At 25.5% G+C, this 21,629-nt stretch carries 16 protein-coding genes and 1 pseudogene; 2 read left to right on the top strand and 15 right to left on the bottom strand.

The features are described from left to right. Positions 1–12 precede the first annotated feature (12 nt). Complete coding sequence (locus EELLY_RS01240) at positions 13–324, bottom strand: hypothetical protein (RefSeq protein WP_104205699.1); 312 nt, start codon at positions 322–324, stop codon at positions 13–15. Between the two features lie 101 nt (positions 325–425). Between EELLY_RS01240 and plsY the strand changes: the two are divergent. Together plsY and EELLY_RS04385 are read left to right on the top strand one after the other, a co-directional pair. After that, positions 426–1,190: pseudogene (gene plsY / locus EELLY_RS04390) on the top strand (glycerol-3-phosphate 1-O-acyltransferase PlsY); the annotation flags it as partial. A gap of 24 nt (positions 1,191–1,214) precedes the next feature. Beyond that, positions 1,215–1,685, top strand: coding sequence for an isochorismatase family protein (locus EELLY_RS04385; protein ID WP_407643903.1), 471 nt, complete (start codon positions 1,215–1,217; stop codon positions 1,683–1,685). Positions 1,686–1,774: 89 nt separating this feature from the next. Here EELLY_RS04385 and EELLY_RS01225 read toward each other — a convergent pair whose 3' ends face one another. The 14 genes from EELLY_RS01225 to EELLY_RS01155 form a co-directional block, all read right to left on the bottom strand. Further along, on the bottom strand, positions 1,775–2,206 hold the full coding sequence (locus EELLY_RS01225) for a hypothetical protein (protein WP_104205698.1): 432 nt from the start codon (positions 2,204–2,206) through the stop codon (positions 1,775–1,777). Between the two features lie 25 nt (positions 2,207–2,231). Continuing rightward, a complete protein-coding gene (locus tag EELLY_RS01220; RefSeq protein ID WP_104205697.1) occupies positions 2,232–2,432 on the bottom strand; it encodes a hypothetical protein in 201 nt (66 codons plus the stop codon). Positions 2,433–2,688: 256 nt separating this feature from the next. After that, positions 2,689–2,991, bottom strand: a complete 303-nt coding sequence (locus tag EELLY_RS01210; protein WP_104205695.1) for a hypothetical protein — start codon at positions 2,989–2,991, stop codon at positions 2,689–2,691. 245 nt (positions 2,992–3,236) lie between these two features. Beyond that, the gene (locus EELLY_RS01205) at positions 3,237–3,485 is read right to left on the bottom strand and encodes a YneF family protein (protein WP_104205694.1); all 249 of its coding nucleotides are present in this window, start codon (positions 3,483–3,485) and stop codon (positions 3,237–3,239) included. A 3-nt stretch (positions 3,486–3,488) separates the two neighbouring features. Beyond that, the gene (gene tkt / locus EELLY_RS01200; RefSeq protein ID WP_104205693.1) at positions 3,489–5,459 is read right to left on the bottom strand and encodes a transketolase; all 1,971 of its coding nucleotides are present in this window, start codon (positions 5,457–5,459) and stop codon (positions 3,489–3,491) included. Further along, positions 5,446–5,691, bottom strand: a complete 246-nt coding sequence (locus tag EELLY_RS01195) for a DUF896 domain-containing protein (RefSeq protein WP_219818097.1) — start codon at positions 5,689–5,691, stop codon at positions 5,446–5,448. The genes tkt and EELLY_RS01195 overlap by 14 nt, the downstream gene beginning before the upstream one ends. Before the next feature lie 31 nt (positions 5,692–5,722). Beyond that, on the bottom strand, positions 5,723–6,817 hold the full coding sequence (gene yqeH, locus EELLY_RS01190; protein ID WP_104205692.1) for a ribosome biogenesis GTPase YqeH: 1,095 nt from the start codon (positions 6,815–6,817) through the stop codon (positions 5,723–5,725). After that, positions 6,810–7,715, bottom strand: a complete 906-nt coding sequence (locus EELLY_RS01185; RefSeq protein ID WP_104205691.1) for a hypothetical protein — start codon at positions 7,713–7,715, stop codon at positions 6,810–6,812. The genes yqeH and EELLY_RS01185 overlap by 8 nt, the downstream gene beginning before the upstream one ends. A 1,055-nt stretch (positions 7,716–8,770) precedes the next feature. Beyond that, a complete protein-coding gene (locus EELLY_RS01180; RefSeq protein WP_104205690.1) occupies positions 8,771–10,360 on the bottom strand; it encodes an ABC transporter transmembrane domain-containing protein in 1,590 nt (529 codons plus the stop codon). Between the two features lie 274 nt (positions 10,361–10,634). Beyond that, a complete protein-coding gene (locus tag EELLY_RS01175; protein ID WP_104205689.1) occupies positions 10,635–12,527 on the bottom strand; it encodes a hypothetical protein in 1,893 nt (630 codons plus the stop codon). Between the two features lie 46 nt (positions 12,528–12,573). Next, on the bottom strand, positions 12,574–15,201 hold the full coding sequence (locus EELLY_RS01170; protein WP_104205688.1) for a valine--tRNA ligase: 2,628 nt from the start codon (positions 15,199–15,201) through the stop codon (positions 12,574–12,576). Positions 15,202–15,581: 380 nt separating this feature from the next. After that, positions 15,582–17,294: a dicarboxylate/amino acid:cation symporter gene (locus tag EELLY_RS01165; RefSeq protein WP_104205687.1), complete on the bottom strand. Its 1,713-nt coding sequence runs from the start codon at positions 17,292–17,294 to the stop codon at positions 15,582–15,584. A 15-nt stretch (positions 17,295–17,309) separates the two neighbouring features. Further along, on the bottom strand, positions 17,310–18,638 hold the full coding sequence (locus EELLY_RS01160; protein ID WP_104205686.1) for an FAD-dependent oxidoreductase: 1,329 nt from the start codon (positions 18,636–18,638) through the stop codon (positions 17,310–17,312). A 119-nt stretch (positions 18,639–18,757) separates the two neighbouring features. Beyond that, positions 18,758–21,628: a cation-translocating P-type ATPase gene (locus EELLY_RS01155; RefSeq protein WP_104205685.1), complete on the bottom strand. Its 2,871-nt coding sequence runs from the start codon at positions 21,626–21,628 to the stop codon at positions 18,758–18,760. Position 21,629: the final 1 nt, after the last annotated feature.

The raw sequence follows: 21,629 nt of genomic DNA, 5'->3' as shown, positions 1-21,629 counted from the left end.
GATACACAGTTATTACTGTATATCTTTTTTTTCTATTAAAATATTATTATGCATAACTTGCAATTCATTTATTGTTATTTCTTCTTTAATTGGTAACATAACTTTTAAGTATTCTGGAGACTGTTTTCTTTTAGAATAAATAACTGTATATACAACTCACCCAAGAATTGGAATAAATCAAAATAATCATAAAAAACCTATAACTTTTTTTTCAACTGCTTTAATTTGTGTTTCTAATACTTTATGTTGTTCTTTTAATTTTTCATTTTGAAGTTGTAATTGTTCAATAGTTAAATTTTCATTTTTGTTGAATTTAATATCCATTTTTTATTCTCCCAAGGTTTTCATATAAAAAGATAATAACACAAATTTTTAACTTAAATTGTTATAATATAAATTGATAATCTTAAAAGGAGTAATAATTTATGTTTTATTTAGGAATTATTCTTGCATCAATATTTGGTTATTTATATGGTAGTGTGCTTTGATCAGTACATATTTCAAAATGAGTTAGGAATATAAATATATACGATTTTGGATCTAACAACCCTGGTGCTACAAATACTTTAAGAGCATTGGGGAAAAGATGAGCTTTAGTTGTTGCTTTATTGGATGGTTTTAAAGTAGTTATTACAGCGTTTGTTGCATTTGGATTAAGTTGTATTCCGAGTGAATTGTTTTCACAAACAAGTTATTTTATACCATGTGTATTTGCAATAATTGGGCATTGTTGACCAATTTGATTTAAATTTAAAGGGGGAAAAGCTGTTAGTTGTTTTTGTGGGCTAATACTTGTTGTTTCTCCATCATTATTTTTGTGTTTTTTTATTATTTGATGAATAGTCGCTTTATCAACAGGTAAAGTTAGTTTGTCATCGATTATAGCTACTTTTTTTATTCTTATACTAATGTTTTTTCCCTGAATATATGGAACAAATAATTTTGTTTATCAATGAAATGGATATGAAGGTTTTAAAGAAACTTGAGCAAATGGATTATGAATGTTTTCGTTTAACAATTGATTGCACACACTAACATCTAACAAAGAATTTGCTGATGGTATTGTAACTGCTCAAATATGTATATTGATAGGAATAGTAATTTTAGCTATTAGACATATACCAAATATGAAAAGATTAAAAAATGGTACAGAACAAAGGATTTTTCCAATTAAACAAAAATCAGTTAAAGAAAACGGATTTATAAATAAAGCTTTGATAATAGTCGATTACCAGTATGACTTTGTTGATCCTAATGGTAAATTATATGTAAAACATGCTGAAACAAAAAAAGAATATATTTTAAAATTGATTAAAGAATTTAAAGATAATAGTAATTTAGTTATAGCAACAAAAGATAATCACCCAATTGATCATTATTCATTCAAGCAATGAGGTGAACATTGTTTAAATGGTACTAAAGGTTGTGATCTTTATATTGATGAGAATTTAATGGATAAGATAATAATTAAAGGGACTAAAAAAGATGCTGAAAGTTATAGTGCTTTTTATGATGAAAAAGGCAATTCAAACTTTCTAGATGAATTCTTAAAAAAAAATAATATAGAAGAATTAACCATTGTTGGTGTAGCTTTGGAAGTTTGTGTTAAAGCTACTTATGAGCACGCATTAGAGTTAGGATATAAGGCATTTTTAGATATTAATGGTTGTCAAGGATTTGAATAAAAAAAGGTTCATAACTTTTTTGTAGGGGGAGATTCAACTTAAGCAATTAACTTTATTTTGAATTTGATTAAATGAATAATTTGACGATCTTATCTTTTAATATATTTATACTTTTTATCAAAGGTTGGTCCAATAAGTGGTTTCAACTTTTGTTTTAAACTTTTAACATTAATTATATAACTTGAATACTTATCAAATTGTAAAACTTTGCCGGAATTTAATTCTACATCAATGATATATTTTTGTTTCAAATTTGTTGATGCTTCTGTTACTCTAATTAAACTTGTGCCAGAATAAACTTTAGTGATTATAAAAGGTCTTGCTTCTTTAAATGATAATGAATCATCAAAGTAGTCAGCAGGGCTTTCTGAAAAACCTAATCAAATTTCTTTTTCGTGTATCATCATTATTTCTTTCTTAATTAATATTCTTATAAAAAAAGAACCCGTGGGTTCCTTTTTTCCTGCATTTGCATGCGAGTCTTGATCTCAAAGTATTCTTTGATAAATTAATATTAACATATAAAAATGTTGTTGTGTTGTTTTTTTATCTAAATATTACAAAATTTATTTTTATTGATCCAACTATATTAAACCCTTCATTAAATTCATTAACAGCTTCACTACCTACATTAAAATAATTTAATAATTGTTTTTTATTAGCTTCTTTTAAATAATTTACAGCTGTAGTTGTGATAGAAACTTCATAATACCTGTCCACTTCTGTTATTGGTTTTCCGTTTAACATTGATGGTTTATCTAATTTTTCTGCTGTTTCATAGATATCTGAAGATTTAAATTCTAAAAGGTTGTCAAAATGTCCAAGACCCTCAGGAAATAAATTTTTATCAGGAAAAACACCATGAAATTTTTCAATTGAAGCAACCCCTGCTATTCCCTTATCTCATGGTCAATTTGGGTCTATGCATTCTTCAACAAATCATGTTTTAATTTTCTTATTTGTTCATCCCTTAAATCAAGCATCATTAGTTGTATCCCAGTAGCTAATATTTCAATCACCTGAAATTCTTGTTCAGAACCGGTGTTACTGGGAAATTTTTTATATATTCTTCAAAACTTATTACATATTCACCTTCTGGAACAATTGGATTATCAATTATAGCTTTAGTCAAAATAAAATTATCACTATCAATTGTTTTGCCTTCAACAACACTAATTTTTATTGTAAAATCTGTTTTATTATTTTCAAGTTCAAAAGCTTCAAGCTTTTTAATACCATCAACTTTAACTTTTATCAACTCTTGATTAACTTCATTTATATCAGTTTTATTTTTAATATGACTCACAACTTTCTCAACATCAGCTATTTTAATTTATCCTTTCTTTAGAATATTGTTTAGTTTAATTAACATAGATATAAATAAACATAAATATATATAGAAAAGCCCACTCAATATTGAATATTAAAATGCACACAAGAAGTATTTTGCATGTATACAAAATTAGAAGACACTATATCTATGTCAATTAACAAATAAAAAAAGTGGGATTGCCCACTTTTTCGGACCTCCCCAAATAAAACTTACTGCCTTTATTTTTTAGCTTGCTGCATTGAACGCATTGTTCTTTTTATATCAGCTTCACTGGGTTTTCTGCCCATACTCATATACATTGCTCTAATTTGTTTTTCTGTTACTGGTGGATTGTCTTTAATTTGTTTTCTTACCATAGCTCTTGTTATAAAAAAACCAATAATGATTCCAATAATTATAGCCCCGACAATAACTCCAATTAACATCCCTGCTAAAGCTCCACTTGAAAATGTTGATGCTAGAATCATATTTTATTTCTCTTTTCTAATTACTTTTATAATTGTATTAAAAATTTGTTCTTTTGTAAACCCATATTCTTTAATTACATCAATAGCTGGAGCACTAGCTCCAAACTTATCAATTCCAAAATTTAATCCATTATCTCCTGTATACTTATCTCACCCATAAGTAGTTCCCATTTCAATTGAAATTCTTAAAGTGTTTTTGTCAATTATTGAATCTTTATATGTTTGAGATTGTTGATCAAATAAATTAGTTGAAGGCATTGATACAACCTTTGTTTTAAAATTTTGTTCATCTAATAATTCACTAACACTAATTGCTAATTCAACTTCACTACCAGTAGCTATTAAAGTAATTTGTGCATCTTTTTCATCTTTAATTATGTAGGCACCTTTAGAAACTTCTTCAAATACATTATTGTGAGGTAGCTGTTTTAAATCTTGTCTTGTAAGGATCAAACTTGAAGGTGTTTTTTTTAACTTATTTAGCATGTATTCATAACTTGCTAAAGTTTCAGCATAATCACATGGTCTAAATAACATATGGTTTGGAATACTTCTAATCATTGCTAATTGTTCGACTGGTTGATGAGTAGGTCCATCTTCACCAACAGCAATTGAATCATGTGTAAAAATAAATAAAGTTTTATTTTCCATAATTGATGCTAATCTTATTGCTGGTTTCATATAATCAGCAAATACAAAAAATCCTGAAGCAAATGGAATTAAACCTCCATGTTTATAAATACCATTATTAATACCTCCCATAGCAAACTCTCTTACACCATACAAAATATTACGTCCACTACGATTATTAATATCAAATATACCATCAGCACCTTTAATTTTAGTCGAACCAACTAAATCAGCACTACCTCCAATTAAATTTGTTTGTGAGTTATTTATTTTATCAAAAATGTTTCCACTGCTTACTCTAGTTGCTTCATTTTTTAAAGGCATTTCATTTAACAGTGACATGAAATCAAAATTAATTTCGTTATTTAAGTGTTTATTAAATTTTAGTAACAATTCTTTGTCTAATAAACTTAATTTTTTAATTCATTCTTTTTCAATTATTTCATTTTTAATAATACAATTTTGCTCTCAATGTTTATAAACATCTTTTGGAATAACAAATTCTTCTTCGTTTCATCCAAAATAAGATTTTACATTTAAAATATCATTTCCAACTGGTGCACCATGAACTCCAGTTGTTCCTTGATTTGTAGCACCAATTCCAATAATCGTTTTAACTTCAATATATGATGGTTTATCACTTGATTGTGCTTTTAATATAGTTGATTCTATCAATTCTAAATCTTCACCATCTTCAATTTTAAAAGTATCTCACCCACATGATTTAAATCTTAAATGTAAATCTTCTGATTGAACTGCTTTGACTTCTGTGTCTAATTGAATGTCGTTTGAATCATGTATTAAAATTAACTTGTTTAATTTTTGTCTACCCGCAAATGAAATACTTTCATAAGAAACACCTTCTTGTAAATCTCCATCTCCGCATAGTACAAATGTATTATGGTTAATTAAATCATTATTTTTATTAAAAATACTTGCTAAATGCGCTTCAGCCACTGCAAAACCAACTCCCATCGCTATTCCTTGCCCTAATGGACCAGTTGTTACTTCAACACCTTGTGTTAAATGAGATTCAGGATGACCAGGAGTTTTTGAATTTAACTGTCTAAATTTTTTAAGATCATTAATACTCACATCATAACCAGCTAAATGTAAAGCAGAATATAATAAACCACTACCATGACCAGCTGATAAAATAAATCTATCACGATCAAATCAGTTGGGGTTTTTTGGGTTATGTTTCATAATTTTATTGAACAATGTATAAACTATAGGTGCTGCTCCCAAAACTATACCAGGATGACCTGAATTTGCTTTATTAATAGCTTCAACACCTAAAATTCTTAAAGCATTTAAATTATGGTTGTTTTTATTTATGTTCATTTCTTACCTCTTTAATTTTTTTTGGAGTTATATCTTCTCCTTTTTTATTTACAACTTTAGTATTTAATATTTGTTGTTCTAATCCTGCTCTAAAATTGCTTATATAAACCTTTTTTAAAGCTTCTCTAAAAATATTTTCTTCTTTTGTTAATTCTCTAGTCTTTTTTATTGCAACTAATTCATTAATATTGGCTATAATTTCACCCATTGACATGTTAATTGTATCTTTCATTTAAACCCCCTAATATAAGTATTTTAACCTATTAAATGATGGATCTTCTTAATATAACATCAACTTTATTGTTATCTGTTGGAATATTAACCACGATTTTAAATTCTTTAGTTACTTTAAAACTAATTCAACCTAGTCCTGAAATCACAATATCATATTCTTTATTAAATGTTTTTTTATCAAATAAAAATTCGTACTTACTAATATTTTTATTTTTAATATTTAAATCTAGTAAAAATTTATTTTTTTCATAATAGTTTAAACTATTTTTAAAGCTGGTTCTATGTGTTTTAATATCTTTATTTGTATAAACATGAAAACTATTTTCTATTTCCTTTTCTGATAAAAAGTCAAATCAACATAAAGCTTCATAAAATATTGAATTGTTACTATTTAATTGATACGTTATTTGCTTTAATTCTTTTGTAAAATACATATGTTTTTGTTGCTTATTAGTTGTTAAATTAGCTATAGAATTTTGCCTGCTTATTCCTGGTGTATCAATTAGTTTAGTCTGACTATCTAACTTAATATCTATAAATTCTAGTGTTGTATTAAAATAATTAGAAACTAAAACTTGAGGGATTAAATTATTAGCAGTCATTATAGCGTTAATGATTGATGATTTACCAACATTTGAAGAACCTATAAAATATTTAACTGTTTGTGTTTTTTTTACTTTATTTAAAAGTGAATTAACAAAATTCTTTTTAGTTGTGGTCATTAAAATAATGTCACATTTTTTTAAACTTGTTTTTGCAAAAAGTTCAGTTATATATTTTGCTATTTTACTTAATTTTACAGATTTGGGTAACAGATCAATTTTATTTATAATAATAATTACTTTAAATTTGCTCAATAATTCTTCTAATTCTATAATTCTTGAAGCATTTAAGTCATAAATGTCCAATATATAGTAAAACTCTGTTGTTTGTTTTTCTGATTTAATAACTTCTTTTAATTTTTCAATAAAGTCACTTGCTTTTATTTCTTGAGCAATAAGTTCGTTGTAGTTTTTAATTTTAAAGCATCTTAAACAATAAGGATTATCTATTTTAGCAGCATAACCTGGGTTATTTTGATCTTCTATTTGTTTAAAAATTCCACATCCTATGCAATTATTCATCTTTTTTCTCCACAATCTTTCAATATATGTAATTAATAAATTTTATCAACAATAAAATTTTTAAAACATCATTATAACAATGTTTTTTGACATCTTTTATAAATTTTGACAAATATGCATGTTGTTTTTCATCCAACTCTTTTAATGAATAAAACTTTAAGGCTTTTGTACATAAAAATGTTATATCTTCTTCTTCAAAATCAACATTAGTATGCAATTTTCTAGTGTAATTAAAAAATTTTTTCAAACTACGAAGAGCTATGGTTTGTTCCTTTTGACCGTTTTTTAAATTGTTTTCATTATAAAATTTATTACCTTCACTGTCAAAGTTAGTAAAACTTAAGGTTTGTTCTAATAAGTCATAAATATCAAAACTATTTAATTTATAAGTATTTGTTTCTTTATTCAAAATAAATAAATCACTTTTTCTATTATGAAATAATGATTTATGTGAATTAATTCAATTCTCTAATATTTTTTTGTCATTATCTTGTCCTGCAAAAATTACTGTTTTAATATTTTTATTAAAACACATGCTCATAAAACTTGCAAACATTGAATCATGTTGTTTTTTAAAATCATAATTAAGATCATTTGGTTTTCTTTTAATGGATAAATTGTTTATAGATTTAAAATTATTTCTAATTTCTATTTCTTTAAAAGATTTAGCGAATGAATAATTTATTAAATAAACTTGGTCTTTATTTTGTTCATCATATAAATGTGGTTCTGTTTTTTCTCAGTCATGACTTCTGTTAAAAAATTCTGTATCAACAATCAAAACAGGAAATTTAATTTCTGAAATATTTTTTTGAATACTGTTAGTATCAAAAAAAATACTTTGTTTATTATTTAAAATAACTTTTTGACCATCAATTTTTAAGTCCTTATATCTCATCACAAATCATTTCTATTAATATAATTTTACTATAATGTTAATTATTATTAATATAAGTTTTTGAAATAAAAAAAATAATAGACTTGTAGGGATACCAAAAAAGTAAGTATTAAATAAAAATTAACAATATTGATAAAAGCACAGTCATAAAATTGAGTTTTTATTATTTATTTAAAATATTTTTCGTAAATTTATTGTTCTATATCATGGAGACGATTTTCTTTCTAGTTGAACGGTGTGAAAAAGGTGAAATAATATATTGTTTTTCAAGAATAAAAATTAATATTTTATAAGAAATCTTAATATCGTGATCTTGAATTAATTTTTCTCAAAAATGTATATAACTAAAATCATATTAAATTTAATATCTTAGTTTTAAAATTTTGTTAACTACAACTTTAGGTGTTGGTTATTAGATTTTTTATTACAGTTTTTATGAATAAAACCTTTTATACCATTTTATTTATATCTTATTATTTTTTTATTGATCGTTCTTATTGTGCAATTAAGTATGATTGCTGCTTTTATTTTGTAATCTTGCCCTTCACTACTTGTTCAATAACTTCAAATGCATTCTTTTGATCTAGTCTAACTTTGTTCTCATTTCATCACCTCAAATATAATTTTGAGGCTTTAAGACATTTTTACTTTCTAATTCATTGAGACATTATCACTTACAATTCGACAATTCGACACAACTTAAGTAACCTTTTTCCTTTTGTGTTGGTTGATTTAAAAATATTATGTAATATTAATGTTATAAAGGTGATTAAAAGAAATCCTTGATGAGTTGAGCTTTCTAAAAAATTACTTCTATTTTACATAATTGAAATAATTTTTTAAAGATATTAGACGTCTTGAAAATTTACTGGTTTTTAATTATTAATATAAAACATTAGTAAATAATTAAATTAAATTAGTAATAATTATTTCTGTATTAGTCAAAATGAAAAAAAGATGAAGTACATTTTATCAAAAAACTTATTTGTATATAAAATAAAAGAAAATTATATGACAATTGAAAATTTTAACGACTTTAAAATTTTAAAAATGAATTATAATTTAATAATTTTGTTGAACTTAATTAAGTGCTCCTTTTCAATATGATGAGCAACCATAATAATAGTGAAATCTTTTTTATCTAATAAATAATTCATTATTAAACCTGAAGTTTTTTTATCTAATGCAGAGTTAACTTCATCCAAAAACATCCAAGGTTTTTTTGCAACCAAACCTCTCAAAATTGCAAAACGCTGTCTTTCTCCGCCACTCAAATTTTGCATGTTATCTAGAATAATTGTTTCAAGACCAAATTCTAATCTATCAATTAAATGATTTAATTGCAAAAAATTTAAATAATAATCAACTTCTTCCTTGTTGATTTCAGGATTTGCCAATGTAATATTGTTTCAAATTGTGTCCTTACTTAAAAAAATATCTTGATCAATGTAAACTGCTTGTTTACGAATGTCATAATTTTCACAACTCATATCATTTATGAATATTTCACTTTTTTCTTCAAATAATCTTGGATAAAATAATTGCTTTAGCAAAGTGGATTTACCAACTCCTGATTTTCCCAAAATTAAAACTTTATCACCGTTAATTATTTTTAAATTTATTTTATCCAAGATTGTTGTTTCATCATATTTAAATGTGAAATTTTTAAATATTATTGAATCTAATTTTTCATCAATGACTTTGGTTTTTGTGAAATTTTCTAATTCTTTGATACAAGGTTCATTAATCTCATTATTTGTTTTGCGTAAGTTTAAATATTTAATAAAATGATTTAGAATTATTCCAAATGATTGAATATATTGTGACGTTACTTGCGACAAAGTTACAACAATTGCAACTGTAAAAATATTTTTAAATAAAAAAAATGAAATTAAAGTTATTAAAATAATTTGAATTAAATAAATTGTTATTGTACTTAACATAACTTGCAATCCTTGAAAGTTTTTATTTATCTTGTTTTCTTTTTCATAATTATTTGATATTTTCATTAAATCAGACTTAAGTTTATTGGTTTTATTTAAGCTTCAATAATTTCAATATGATTTAACACTATCTTTGCTAAACTGCAAAAAATCATCGTTTGCTTGATTAGAAATTTCTATTTTTTTTTGGGATTTTTTAGTTGTTAAAAAAGGAACTAAAAACACTAAAATTGAGAAAAAAGTTGTTATTATAAAAATTAATCAATTGTAATAAATAACCATAACTATTGATAAAATTAAAAAACAAATTCCATTAAAAATTGAAAAAACACTTTCATAATAAAATATTTCTAATTGAGATATTTTGTTTGATGAATTATTTATAAATTTTCCAGTGTCTATATTACTATTAAATTGATCAGATAAAATTTTGTCATAATATTTTTTACGTAATTCTTGGTTAATTTCCTTAATTATTTTATTTTGAATCAACACTGACAAGTAATCAGAAACAATAGCGATGGTAGTTGTTAGCAAAGCAACAATTATATAAAAAATAAAGCTTTGCAAATCTTTAGAAATTGCAAACTCAATCACTTTACCAAAAAAGTAAGCAAAGAAAAGCGCCCCAATAGATCCAACAATTGTCAAAAATATATTAATTAAAAAAAGTCAAAAATGTTGTTTAATAATTATTTTCATAAACGTTTCTCCATTTCTTTTAAATTATAAATTAAAAATATCATTTAATGAATATTAGTTGTTTTTTATCATAAAAAACTTTCTAAATCCAATAAAAAATAAATTGTAGCTAAAATAAAAATATGATAAAGCTATTAAAGTCATCGATGAAAAATAATGAACAATTGATATTAAAATTGCTAGACAATTTATAGCAAAACAAAAAAAGGAAGTAAAAAAGAAAGTTTAGAGCTTTCTTTTTTACTTTCTTTTTGGTATTCATTTTAACTTGCTATTATTCTATTTCTTCTAAAAATTCTGTTAAATCTTCATCATCATCTAAAATTTCACTATATTTATTGTCCATTTTATTTAAAAAATCTAAAGCTTCCATTGTATTTGTTGATTTAGTTTTAAACTCTTGTGAATCTTGAAGTGTATTATTAATGTCTTCAGAATCAACTTCTAATAATGTTGAATACTTATCTTCTAGTTGATTTAAAAACTCTAATGCTCCAAGTGTTGAATTCTGATTTTCAGCAAATGTTTGTAGTGTTGAGTCTTCAAACATTGATTGATCAACTGTCTCTTCATCTTCAGAAGTTGTTTCAAATAATGTCTTTTCTTCAGCGTTCAAAATAAACTCTTCTAAAGGCAAATCATCATACTTTCTAATTGTTAAATATGTTTCTTCTTTATCAACCAATATTTGTGATGAAGAATCACTAATTATTGTATCTAAAGCATTTTGTTCAAGTTCTATTTCAGCATAATCTTCACTTTCAATTGATGCTTTTTTTATCTCTTTTTCTGTTAAACTTTCAGTTTCTGCTTGTAAAGAAAATTCAACTTTATCATTAGTAGTATTTTGATTATCAAAACTTTTTTCATTTGAATTATAAAGTATCTTTTCAATATTATTAGCCAAAGGTTCAGGAGTTTTTAAACTTGAATCAAAACCATCTTCTACCAGTTGTGATTTATCAATAATAATATCTGAAAATTCTTCTTCAAAACTTCTCAATTCTTCTAGATTAGTTTTAGAAGTGTAATCATCAACAATTATAAAATCTTCATTTGATTCTTCTTGATTTTCTTCTTCAATCATAATTGTATTACCATCAATTAAATCTTGATTATATGAAATTTCTGGTTCAATTGTTGAGTCTTTTGAAATAACATCTTCAAACATAAAATAATCAGATGTTGATATGTCTTCATCTTTAACATCATCTTCGTTTAGTCTAAATAATTCGCTGTTATTGTTATCAAGTCTTAAATTAATTTCATTTAATATCTCATCAACTGATTTATTAGAACTAAATTGTTTAAATTCTTCTTCCTCTTCTTCCTCTTCTAAGTCAATAATTGGAAGAGCTCTAAATGTTTTTCCGAATGTAGAAGTTTCCTGATCATTTTTTTCAAGTTCATCTAACAAATCTAAAGTTAATATATCAGTTGATTGAGTTTCTACTTTTGATAAATCTTCTAATTGATCTTCAATTAATTCTTCTGACTCTTTCATTAAATTATTTAAAAGCATTTCATCTAAAGAAGCATTATCTTGAACTGCATTTTCATTTTCTGCAATTTGAATAATATCTTCAAGTTTTGTATCTTCAATTTTATCTTCAGTTAAAATTGTGTTTAATTCATCATCAAAAATAATTGTTTGATTTAATTCTTCATTAGTTCCCTCATCCAACACCAATGATTCTTCAATTAAAGTAGCAATAAAAGTTTCCCCATTAGATAATATAACTTCTTCAAAAGCCATTTGAATATCTTCTTGATCACTAATCTGGTCTTTTCATAATTCTTTTGATATTGATTCTAATCTTTTATTATTTTCACGCTTTTGTTTTAAAAGTTTTTCTTGTTCTTCAAAATCTTGAACGATTCTTTGCATTCTTGATTTATTACTTTGTGATGGTAATGAATCTTTAGAGTTTTGTTCTTCTAATCATTCAACACGATTTATATATTTATCTCAAGCATTTTTAGTATCTTTTTGATTATCATCTAATCACAATAAATACTTTATATACTTTTTAATGTGTTCTTGAATATCATGAGGATACACTTTTATTTCATGATTAATTAAAATTAAAACAGCATCATTTGAAACTTTTTGAATTAAAACATAGTTATTTATTTTTTTAATTAAATCTAAAGAAACTTTTCTCATAAAAACCTTTCAAATTACATTCTTATTTAAATTATAACTTTATTTATTAAATCTTGTTTAGTTTATTGTTGATTAATTCTAATTGAATTTTGTATTGCTCATACTTAGCTTTTTCTTCAACTATTTTATCTGGATTAGCTTTAGCAATAAAGTTAATGTTATTTAACATTTTTTCAGATCTTAAAAGCTCTTGTTCAAGACTCTGTTTTTGAATTATCATTTCTTTTAGCATTTTTTCATTATCAATAAATTCATCATTATTTATTTCAATTGTAAAGTCTTGAATAGGAATAATTGTTTTTTTATTATCATCATTTATATCTAAAATAATTTTGGAATTAACAAATGATAATAAAAATTCATTTATTTGATTTAAATTTTTGTTAATAATTTTATTTTTATCAAAAGTTAAGTTATTAATTTGAAAGACTAAGTGAGTTTTGTTATTTAAATTATTAATTGCTTTAAATTCTCTAATTGAACCAATTAAATCTACAACAATATTAAGATAATCAGTTTCATAACAGTGATTTATTTTTAATCAGCTTTCTTCTAAAATAGAGTCTTTCATATTTAAATTTTGATATATATGTTCAGTCACAAATGGAATAAATGGATGTAGCATAACTAAAATATTTTTTAAAACATAAACAAGCGTTTGCTTAGATGCTGCTTTTTTAATTGAATCATTTAAATTCACTTTTGACAATTCTATATATCAACTACAATATGTATTTCAAACAAAATCATAAAGTATTTTACCAACAAGAGCAAATTCATATTTATCCATTAATTCACTAACTGATTTTTCAACAATGCTCAATTGTGTAAGAATTCATTTATCAGCATCACTTAGTTTTAATTGATTGTAAAAATTTTTGTTTAAAACAAATGAATCATCAATGTTGATCATTACATATCTGGAAGCATTTCAAAGTTTGTTAATAAAGTTTCAAGCCGAGGTAATTTTTATTTCACTGAATTTGAAATCTAAACCTGGAGTCGAACCATTTAGTAAAAAAAACCTTAAAGCGTCAGCTCCTTTTTCTTCAATAATTTGCATAGGATCAACACCATTCCCAGCAGACTTGCTCATTTTAGCACCATCTTCAGCTCTAACCAAACCATGAATCAAAACATCTTTAAATGGTATTTTATTTGTATATTCTTTAGTTTGAAATATCATCCTTGCAACTCAAAAAAATATAATATCAAATCCAGTTACCATAACACTAATTGGAAAGTATTTTTTAAAGTAAACTGATTGTTCATTTTCGCTGCGCATAGTTGTTACAAAAGGTCATAAACCAGATGAAAATCATGTATCTAAAACGTCTTGATCTTGCACTCAATTTTCAATATCAATTGGAGGTTTTGTTCCTACATAAATTTTTGATTTGTCATCAATATGGTATCAAGCAGGAATTTGATGTCCCCATCATAACTGTCTTGAAATTGTTCAATCATGAACATTCTCCATTCATTTAATCAATACATCATTAAATCTTTTTGGATAAAAAACAATTTCTGGATCATTTTGTTGCATTTCAAGAATCATTTGTTGAAATGGTTTCATATCCACAAATCATTGATCAGACAAGTAAGGTTCTATGATTGCATTACTTCTCTCACTATATCCAACTTGGTGAACTATTTTTTCAGACTTTATAAAAGTATTATCTTTTTTAGTTTGTTTAATAATTTTTTTTCTAGCAGTAAATCTATCTAATCCAGCATAAAGTTCTCCACCCATTTGATTAATCGTTGCATCTTCATTCATACAAATAGGTTTTGCTAAATTATGTCTTTCGCCAATCTCAAAGTCATTTAAGTCATGAGCTGGTGTACATTTCATAACACCAGTTCCAAATTCTATTTCAACATATTCATCAGCAATAATTGGAATAATTTCTTTATTAACTGGATTTATAACATTCTTCCCAATAAACTTAGCATATCTTTGATCACTTGGGTTAACTACAATACATTGGTCGGCAAACATAGTTTCAGGTCTGGTTGTAGCAACTGATAAAAAATTATCTTTTGATTCTAAGAAATATTTAAAATAAAACATTTCTCCTTCAACTTCTTTGTAAATAACTTCAATATTAGAAACAGCTGTTTTTTGAATTGGATCTCAGTTTACAATTCTTTTACCCTTATAAATTAATTTTTTATTGTAAAATTCTACAAAAATTTCTTGGACTTTTGCGTTAACATCAGCGTCAAGTGTAAACTTTTCTAAATCATAGTCAAAACCAAGCCCCATTTTAGATCATTGATTTCTTATTGTTAATGCATACTCTTCTTTTCAATCTCAAACATGTTTTAAAAACTCTTCTTTTGAAATATCAAAGCGACTAATTCCTAGTTCTTTTAATTTTGCTTCAACTTTTACTTGAGTACTTATTCCAGCATGATCCATCCCTGGGATAAAAACAGTGTCAAAACCTTTAAATTTTTTGTATCGAATTAATGCATCTTGAATACTAACTCCAAATGCGTGACCAATATGTAATTTACCAGTAACATTTGGTGGTGGCAATATAATTGAAAATGGTTTTTTATTTGAATTAGGATTAGCTTTAAAATATTTTTTATCCATTCATAATTGATACTTATTTTTTTCTACTTCTGCATTGTTATATTTACTCGCTAGCTCTTTTTTTGCCATTATTTCTCCTATTTTACTTATGATAAAGTTTTTAATTATATATATTATATATTATCTAGGATATAAAATTAAACCATTTTAAGATTTGATTTTTTATTCTTTTTTAAATTAGTATAAACTTTAAAGTAAAAATAATTATGACCATTGTTGTTTAAAAAAATTGTTGATGATAAAGCTAGCTATTAATTAAACTTTTTAAATGCAATAATCAAAAACTTTTTATCATTTTGTAATATTAGATTAAAACGTCAATTAAATGACTATGAACCAATTAAAAAATTTTGTAAAATCATTTTAGCTCTATAAAACATCATAACTAAGTTTAGCTTTAATCTCTTTTTTTTGATTACAAAAAAAACTAACAAATGTTAGTTTTAAAATTAATTTTTATTTTTTCTAAAAATTTTTCTAGATTTTTTTGATTCTTTTTTAGAAATTTTGTCTTTGATACTTTCAAGTTTTTTTGCAGATATTAATTCTGTTTCATTTTCGAATAAGCCCTCTTCTTTTGCAACAAGTGTTGCTGCAAAAACACCACCAGTAACATTTGTAGCTGTTCTACCCATATCAAATAATCCATCAATAGCTCCAAATATTGCATAGACTGGTGCAAAATATGGCCCAAATCCAATTCCGTTTAGCACAGCAAAAGTAACAACTGTAGCTGTTCCAGGAACTCCAGCAATCCCAATGCTTGCAACAACTGTTGTAAATAAACCCATTATAAAGTAAGCGAATATATTCATTTGACTAACTGAATCAGATCCTGTATGTAAAACTGACATAATTAAACCAGCTTGAACCCCAGCACAAGCAACTAATCCTAATGAAGTTGAAAGTGGGGCTACTATGCTGACTACTTTATCACTGACTTTCATTTCACTATTCAAAGTCTGCATTGTAATTGGTAAAGTTGCATTTGATGATTGAGTTGAAAAACCTTGTATTAAAGGTCTTCATGCATACTTTCACCATGCTTTTATATTGATACCTGAAACAAATAAGATTAATGTCATAAAACCAAGCATCACAAATAAACCAATGTACCCAACAGCTAAAATTAATCCTATTGATCCAAGAGCACCAATTGCTCTTGTTGTAATTGAAGTTGCCAGCATGGCCATAACTGCTAATGGCATTATTTTCATAAACATCATTAAGACTGACATTATAATGTCTCATGCTCTATTCATGAAATTCATTAAATTGTTCATTGATTCAGGATGTTTTTTTCTAACAAATTTTGTTGCTGTGCCAAATAAAACTGCTAAGACAATTATTGGAAGAACAGCAGCAGCAGAAAACGCTACTACAAAATTTGAAGGGACATAACCTCAAATAATTGATGGTAAAGATTTAGAATCAGTTGTTCCTGATCCACCCTGTAATTGATTGTCAAAATTTAAACCATTTCCTATTTTCAAAAAATATCCCAATCAAAAAGTTATTGTAAATGCAATTGCAACATTTATTAATAATATTGCTACTGCTTTTCCAGATATTCTTCCCAACCCTTTTGTTCCAGGTGTAGCTACAACTTTAAATATAGCAATAAAAACAACAGGCACAGTAATTAATAATATACCATTTATAAAAACTTGCTTTAATAAAGAAGCTCATACATTGAACTCTATAACTCAGTGTACCCCTTGTTTAATTGACTGATCTGATACTATAGCATTAACAAACGCTTCAGTACCATTATTATCAGAAAATATTGTTCCTTTAATTAACTCAGCTGCATTTTCTAAATCAACAATAGAAGAAATTGAAACAAAACCTTCTCCATTAGAAACATAATATTTAGAAATATCTATTCAATTTCCATCAATCATTGCTCATGCTGAATTACCACTGTGTGAGAATCATGATCCACCAGGAAAACCTATTATTATTTGTATTGTTATTCCAACAATGAATCCTATAAGCATTCCTATTAAAATTCTGTAAACAAATTTTATTTTAATTTTTTTTAGTCCATATCAAAATCCGCTCATTAACCCAAAAAAGATTAATATAGCTAATAATGATTGTCATGTGCTGATACTTAAAAACTTTTCTAAAAAAGTTTCTCTAAAACTACTTAATAACATATTTATTACCTTTCTTTACACTAACTTACTTAAAGCTATATGTATTATATCTGTTGTTCTTGAAAACGGTGGAGAATATGGTAAATCTATTTGTTCTAAAGAATGATCAACTTTAACTCTTGATCAAATTAAACTAACTAATCCATATATTCTCAAAACAGATTTATTTTTACCTGCTAGTTGAACATTTATAATTTCATTTGTATTATTATCAACTATTATTTTTAGTCATAAATCTTCTTGATCACTAACATAATTAGTATGATCTTTATCTTTGATTAAAATTTCTCTTGTTTTAATTTTTTGGTTTTCCATAAAAGTTCTGTTTTCTCCACTTCGAGCTAACTCAAGATCAAAAAATCTAATTATAGTTGTACCTAATCCGCCCATAAACTGATTTGACATTGATTGATTTATATTATCAGCTATTATTTTTGCTTGTTTGTGTGCTATTGTAGCTAAGTAAAAAGTTTTTGTGTTTTTATACAAGAAACTTAGACTACTGCAACAATCACCACCAGCAAAAACATCTGCTATATTAGTTTCACAATATTGATTAATTTTAATAGCACCATTTAATTCCATTTCTAAATTTGTTTTTTTAAACAATTGCGTATTTGGTAAAACACCAATACTTAAAATAACACTGTCACATTGAATAGTTTCACCATTTCGTGTCTTAGCATGAGTTACATTGTTTTTATTATCAACTAAAAATTCAATAACTTCATCATTTTTTATAAGAGTAATATTTTTATCGTGAATTTTATTTTCAACTAAATCACTAAACTCCTCATCAAAAATATTTTTAAGAATTTTATCCGCTTTTTCTATAATGGTTATTTTTGAATGTTTACTATTATAAATATTTTCAACCATCTCTAAACCTATTAATCCAGAACCTATAATTAAAACTTTGCTTTCTTTTGTTATTTTATTTTTAATTATTATTCCATCTTCTTTTGAGTTAACAGTGAATATGTTATTTGCATTAACATTTTTAATGGATGGTATTATAGGTTTGGACCCAACAGCTATAACTAATTTATCATACTTTAAAGATTCATTATTAAAAAATACTTCTTTGCTTTCAAAATTAACATTATCTACTTTAGTATTTTTTATAACCTTAACTCCGGTTTCTTCAAATTTTTCAACTGTTCTAGCAATTAAGGTTTCAGGGTTAGAAAAATTATCACCCACAAAATAAGGTATTCCACAAGCTCCCAGTGATACATATTCTTTGTCTTGAATAACAATAATTTCATTTTTTGGGTCTAATCTTTTAAGTTTTGCAGCAACTCCCATCCCTGTGGCAGATCCTCCAATTATTATGGTTTTCATAAGACTCCTTTTTTCACGAATATTAACTTATTATAATATTAATACTTTAACCTTACTTTAATGCAAGTAAAATGTAAAAAATATAAAAAACAACAAATTAAATTTGTTGTTTAAAAAATTTATTTTTTCTCTTTGTTATGAAATTCTTTTGTGTCTATTTCAACTAACTCTGCTACAAGTTTTTGATTTTTATCTCAATTAGCAATTGATAAGTGGTATGAATAAAAAACTACAATGTCAATTAATAAAATACTTATAAATGGTAAAAATGCAATTCCTAAAGCTGAAAATAAAACTCAAACACTATTTGCATTTCATCCTTCACTAGTTCCAAATCCCATTAACTTGAAAACTTTGTCATTAATTAAAGGAATAAACATTACAGCTAAAGATAATACTAAAGCTATTAAAGAAGCATTTATTAAAGGTTTTGAAATTAATAAACTTACTTTTTTATCTGCTTTTCAATTTGACAATTTTATTAAATGAGCAAATAGTAATGGTGAAATCACCATAGTAATAAACATACTTGTTCTACCCGTTATTATATAATCGTCTAATTGTTGAAGTGAATTAATGAGTTTAATTTGTTGTCATCATGATTGCTCTGCTGATAATTCAGTTATTTTTTTTGCTCAATAAACAGTGTCTGTTGCCATCATTCCTATAAAGAAAGATAAAACTGTGAAAACAGCAGATACAACCCCTATTTTTAAAATAGAGAATGCTAAACCTTTTAACAAACCATTTTTACCAACTACTGGTTTTTGCTTCATTAAAGTATTGTCTAATGGACCCATACCAATTGCAATTGCTAAACATGATTCTACAATTAAATTAATAAATAAAATATTTGTGGCTTCTAGAGGAGAAACTTTAATTATTAATGAAATTATTAATATCGATAACACGTTAGCTAAATTAAATCCCATTAATAACGTTATTGATCTTTTTATTTTTTGATAAACATTTCTTCCTTCGTTTACACCAAACATAATTGTTGCAAAATTATCATCAGTCAATATTACATCACTTGCTTGTTTGGCAACATCAGTACCTGTAATACCCATAGCAACCCCAATTTCAGCTTTTGATAATGAAGGCGCATCATTAACTCCATCTCCAGTCATAGAGACTATAAAACCTTTATTTTGTAAACAAGATACAATTCTTACTTTATGTTCTGGATTAACTCTTGCAAATACTCTAACATTGACAATTTTATCAGTTAATTCTTCATCACTCATTTTTTCCAATTCATCAGAACTAATAACTTGTGATTTTTCGAATGCCAAACCTAAGTCTCTAGCAATTGCAAGTGCAGTAATAGCATGATCACCTGTAATCATGCAAACATCTATTCCAGCTGACTTAGCTTGTTCAATAGCTCAAACAGCTTCTTTTCTAACTGGATCAATCATAGCAACAGCGCCAATAAAAACTAAATCTTCTTCTTTGGCTAAATCATTATTAGTTTCTTTGTAAGCAAAAGCTAAAACTCTAAGAGCATCACTTGATAAATTCATACTTGATTTTAATATTTCGTTTTTGTGTGATTCAGATATAGGTACAATTTTATCTTCAATAATAATTTTTTTACATACTTTCAATAATTGATCAATAGCACCTTTAGTAAAAATTATTTTTTTATCATCTACTTGGTTTAAAGTACTCATTAATTTTCTTTCACTATTAAAAGGTAACTCATGAATTCTTTGATACATTTTTCTATATTTTTGTTCATCAATATTCATTAATTCAGCATAGTCAACTAAAGCTAACTCAGTTGGGTCACCAATTCTTTCTTCACCTTCAGTAACTCCATCATTTGGTAATACAAGTGCTTTTAATAATAAATCTTTTTGCAATTTATTATTTTCTGCAATATACTCTTCAGCATTGACTATTTTATTATTGTAAATAACTTTTTGAACTGTCATTTTATTTTGGGTTAATGTTCCTGTTTTATCAGTACATATAACATTAACCGAACCTAAAGTTTCAACACTAGATAATTTTTTAACAATAACATTATTCTTAGCCATTCTTTTTGTTGAAAAAGATAATGTAATAGAAACAACAGCTGCTAATGATTCAGGAATAACTCCAATTGCTAAAGTAATAGCAACCATTAAATAGCTAATTCATGCTCCATTCTCACTTTTACCAGTTACAAATAAAGAAACAAATACTATAATTCCAATAATCCCAGCAATACATGAAATTCAATAACTAAATTTTGTAAGTTTTTTTTCTAAAGGTGTTTGTTCTTGATCATTATCATTAATAGCTTTAGAAATTTTTCCAATTTCACTTTCTTTTGCTGTTTTAATTACAACCCCGATTGCTCTACCAGCTGTTGTAAAAGTAGACATAAAAGCAATATTTTTCATGTCAGCTAACATGTTAGTTTCTTTAATTGGATTATGAGTTTTTTCCACGGGAACTGATTCACCAGTTAAAATAGATTCATCAATCATAAAATCAACTGATTCAATGATTCTTAACTCAGCTGGCACATATTTACCAGCTTCTAAAATAACAATATCGCCAACAACTAAGTCACTAGCAGCAATTTCTTTTTGATTACCATTTCTTAAAACTACTGCTCTTGGTTTAGAAAGTGACTTTAAAGCATCAACGCTTTTTCTTGCTTTAACCGTTTGAACAGTTTCTAAAATAGCATCAGCTATAACAATTAACATAATAACTATAAAATCAACAAAATCATGTAATGAAACTTTTCAATTATTAACAGCAGCAGGCGCAATTATAGAAACAATAGCAGCTAACATTAAAATAACTTGAAGTGGTTCTATAAAAGAATGTAATAAAATTACTCATCAAGGAGTTATTTTTTTAATTTCTAATTCATTTTTCCCATCTTTTTGCAGTCTGGATTGCGCTTCTTGTTCTGTTAATCCATTTTTAAAATCACTTTTAAAATGGACTTCAACTTCTTTTATTTTATAACTCTCTATTTTTTTCATT

The sequence above is a fragment of the Entomoplasma ellychniae genome, assembly GCF_002930155.1.
Classification (GTDB): Bacteria; Bacillota_I; Bacilli_A; order Mycoplasmatales; family Mycoplasmataceae; genus Entomoplasma; species Entomoplasma ellychniae.
Note: the sequence above shows the minus strand (reverse complement) of the source record. Positions and strands in the feature narration are given on the sequence as shown.